This is a genomic window from uncultured Aquabacterium sp., assembly GCF_913773725.1.
Classification (GTDB): domain Bacteria; phylum Pseudomonadota; class Gammaproteobacteria; order Burkholderiales; family Burkholderiaceae_C; genus Aquabacterium.
The window spans coordinates 1-4,170 of the sequence record NZ_CAJYGK010000076.1; the positions used below are offsets into that span (position 1 = coordinate 1).

The window sequence follows — 4,170 nt, forward strand, 5'->3', positions numbered from 1 at the left end:
GCTCCATGCCCCAGGCGCGCCAGTAGCGATGTGCTGCCATGGTGTCAGCGCCAAGGCCCGGTCACGTCAATGAACAAGACGCTAGTGTTGCCGCTCGAAGAGGTGTTGTCGAAGTTGCTGCCGCCCGCGCCGTGCACTGCTACCAGAGTTTTTCCAGTGAGCGCACCCGTGCCGGGAACCTTGTCGCCATAGCGGAAGCTGTCGTAGCCGGCGGACTGCAGCATTTGATAGGACCCTGGGATCTCCGCCCTTGGCAAGTAGTTGTCAGTAGTAGAGATGACGCGTCGCGTCAGGTAGAGGCCGCCATCGATGGGGTTTGGAAATGCACCGTGAACGTTGGTGATGCCGCTAATTTGGGTAGGCGAGACACCCCCCGCTCCCCACACATTGAGCTTGTGCAGCACGCACGACCCAAGCCCCGAGTACGCGCGCGCGCACGCAGAAATCCCGGCCGAAGTGGAAGACAAGCAGTTGTCGTACTGGGAGTAGCTGGTGCCTGAAGTTGAGTAGTTGAGCAAGCAAGCGTATGCATCGCCCGATGGCCGTGTTACGACAGGATCACCGAACGCGCGGATATTCCCGATCTGCCGATTTGCAGCGTTGGCAGTGCCTGGCAGCGTTGAGATGTAAAAGAATCGACTGTCTGCCGCGAAAGCCCAGCCCACAGGATTGCTGTTGGCCGTGCTTGCCTTCGGCCAGTAGCCGCCGCCGCTTTGCTGGCTATCGAGTGGAAATAAGCCAGTGCCTGTGTTCGCATCTTGCATGGTCTCGAACCCGCGAACCCGCGCCCACTGGGCGCTTGTGTCATCGACGCGCAGCAGCATCTTGCTCGACTGCGGGTCCGCGCTCTGGTAAACGGCGATGTTCGTGCCTGTGTACGCCTTGATCCAGCCAGCTGGTGCCATCTTGATCGTGATCGTTCCCGTGTATGTGCCATCGGGCAGCGTCGTCGCAAAGCGCACCACGCCGGCCCCCACGGCCGTCACTTTCTGCTCGCCGTTGTGCCCGGCCCAGCCGGCCGGGCCACCAGCCACACCGGCAACAAGGATCACGGAGTCCACGATGGCGCTGTGCTGCCCGGGAAACGCAGCTGTGGCCACGCCGCCCAGGACCGTCAGCGACGTGAGCGTCTTGGTGTCAAAGCCGGTCACCAGCAGCGCGTCGAGCAGGGCGATGTACGAGCCGACGGTGCCGCTCAGCGCAGGGGCGCCGCTCATGGTGCTCAGGAAGTGTTTGACGGAGGTATCAACAGGGGATGCCATGGATGTGCTCTCTGAATTGATTTAGAAGGAGGCCTCGGGCGCGCGGCCCACGTCGCCGCGCTGGACAATCCAGCAACGGTCATCAATGCCTGCTGGGCTCGAAGGCTGCGTGCAGCGGACCATGTCGATTGCGGCCTCCGCGCCTATCGTGTCGATGAACACCACATTGCCCGAGACCCATCCCGCGCCCCAGCCCTCCGTGCGTACACGCATGTACGGCGCTCCGGCCGCAGCGTTGAGCGGTGCGAAGTCCGCGTTGAGGCTGCCGCTGGCGATCTGTCCCAGGTGCTGGCCTATCAGGTCAAACGTGCTGCCGTCTTGGCGGATGCGCAGCGCCCAGCGCTCTGTGATCGCGCCGAGGTTGCTCACTTCAATCGGAAAATCGTTGTGCCGATATGTCGCAGTCGCTTCGCCCTTGCTGGGGTCGACGCCGTCATACCAGGTGGTGCCATTCCAACTGACCTGGTCGTAGACACGGGAGACCCGCGCGAAGCGGTCTCCGAAGCGCAGCGCGGTCGAGAACACGGCGCCGGCGGGGAAGGCATAGCCCACGGGCTGCGTGAGCTTGACCTTGCCGTCGATGCGGACCTCCGCGATCTGGCGGTAGACCTCGGTTCGGCCGATGACTTTCACCGCTGCCGGGTAGCCGGCCAAGTCGGTGAATTTGACGGTGCCGGCGTCGAGATCAGCCGTGTAGCCCGTGCGGATCTCGGCGCCTGTGATTGCGTCGAGTACCTGCACGAACGACAGGCGCTGATGGCCAAGGGCAAACGTCTGTCCCACCTCGGGCACGAACTGGACGCCGCCATGGGTGATGCCGATGACGCATGTGTCGCCCGGCCGTGCGAACGCGACGCGGCCGTCGGAGGGAAGCGCGGCCGGGTCAATGCCCATCAACGTCACGTCGACGGGCAGATAGATGTAGCTCACAGCGCTGTAGCGCAGCGTCGTCGGGTCGACCGGCCACGGCCGCCAGATCCGGCCTGGCTGCACCGCGCCCACATCCGCAGCGCTGTACCACCACTCGGCCTTGTCCTCGGCCGAGAGACTGGTGTCGAGCACGAAGTCGCCGAACATCAGCTGCACGCCGCCCCGGCTGAAATCAACGCGGCCCCACATATGCGATCCAGTGATGTTGCCCTGCGCATCGACGTTCGCGGTCAACGTGTTGCCGCGCGTGTCTACCACGGTCAGCACGAAGCCGCCCGCGCCGGCCCGCAGCGGGGCGGCGTCGGTGTTGAAAAACACGCTTGCGGTGGACCATTGCCCGGCCTGTGTCCACAGGCTCTGCAACTGAAAGTCCGTCGCGCCAGACCCACCGACGACATAGTCATACATGCCCACGGTGCCGGCTGCATAGTCGATCTTGCCGCTTGCAATGCCCGGGTCGGTCTCCGTGCGACCGCGATAGATCACGCCCTCGAAGTCCGTGTAGACCTGCCCCATCCACCGGAATTGCACGCTGCCTGCAACGACGCGCTGCGACGTGTAGGGGCACAGGTCCATCGTGACCTCTGCGGGCTTGTATGTCTCGCTGTGGCTGCGCGACACGCCGGCACCGACGCGGTAGCGTGCGACGATGCTGGAGCCCCCGAGCATCTCCTCGCCGACGCTTGCGGTCCCATATTCGCCGCCCTTCCGGCCGTTGTCCTGCCAGACGCCCGAGCCATCGCCCACCGCCCGCGAGAACTGTTTGGAGTCCTCGTAGTCGCTGCGGTAGGACTCCGTCTTGCGGTCGAACTCGATCATCTTGAGCGAGACCTGCTTGCCCGCATAGTCCACGGTGCCCAAGGCTGCGGCGAAGCGTCCTGCGCCGTCGTCGGTTACCGTCTTGATAGAGACCAGGCGGTTGTCGGCCGTGGTGCCACTCTGTTCAGAGAGGCTCGCGCTGCTGCCGTTTGTTGTTGTGACCGCCACGGGGCGGAGGATCATCTCGTAGGCCATGGGGCGTCCTATACGTATGCTGCACGAATGGCGATGTTTTGACCGGGCGACTGCGGCTCTTGCCATTCCGGCGTCGCTTTGAAGATGTAGTTCACGTCTGCGGTCTTGCTCGACGTCGTGGTGGTCAAGTTGCCGCCGGCGGTCTGGCTCACTGCCCGCGCGACGCACCACTCGATTTGCAACGTCCCGGCCGCAGGCTGCTGCGCAAGGCTGAAAGCGGCAATCCCTGTGGCGTCGGGCCCGGCATTGATGAACTCCGTCACAAGCGTTTCGAGCTGGCAGTCGACCTGCAGCTCAGCGCCGGGGTCTGGCATGAAGCTCGGCCGCAGCAGAACCGTGCGGCTGTGGTAGTCCACAACGCCCGTCGCGGCGCCCGCGAGCTTGCCCGCGCCAGCTTCTGTGACTGTCCGCACCTCGCCGCCGCTTGTGTACTTGACGACCAGGGTGCCCGGCACAATGCGGTCGTACTTTGTCGCCTCGTCCTGGCCGCCCACGACCCAGCAGTACTCGGGGGGGCGGATTGCTGCGCCCTGGTTGGCGCGGTTGGTGTACGACACGCGGGCGCCATGGGTTAGTGCGATGGCACTGCCAATGTCCGGGATGGACTTGAGCGTCGCGCTGATGCTGCCTGTGAGGTAGTTGACCGCGCCGCCGCCCGCCCCCACCAGCTTGCCGTTGCCGTCATCGGTCAGGGTGTAGCGCTGGCCCAAGGCCCAGAAGTCGATGAAGATCGTGCCGGGCTCAGGCAACGGGTTGCATTGCCAGACGAAGGTCAGGCCCGCGCTGGCTTCATCGATCACATATCGCTGTGTATGAGGCGTGATGCCGACCTCCACACGGCGCGGCGCCTCGGCGAGCAAGATCGTGCGGCGCGCGGCCGGCATCTGGTCGACCGATGCAACTTCCGAGCGGCTGTTGGGCACGACCTGGGTGTAGATGCTGGCGAGCTGGAGCCAAGCGTCAT

The 4,170-nt window shown here is 64.5% G+C and carries 2 protein-coding genes and 1 pseudogene; all 3 read right to left on the reverse strand.

Annotated features, from left to right (window positions below; all coding sequences use genetic code 11):
* Nucleotides 1-44 precede the first annotated feature (44 nt).
* Nucleotides 45-1,262 (reverse strand): hypothetical protein, encoded by a 1,218-nt coding sequence (locus tag QZ709_RS08625; protein ID WP_052195874.1) that lies wholly within the window; start codon nt 1,260-1,262, stop codon nt 45-47.
* 21 nt (nt 1,263-1,283) lie between these two features.
* Entirely contained in the window at nt 1,284-3,206 is a 1,923-nt protein-coding gene (locus QZ709_RS08630) for a hypothetical protein (RefSeq protein WP_294636878.1), read from the reverse strand.
* 8 nt (nt 3,207-3,214) lie between these two features.
* A pseudogene (locus tag QZ709_RS08635) lies at nt 3,215-4,170 on the reverse strand (hypothetical protein); the annotation flags it as partial.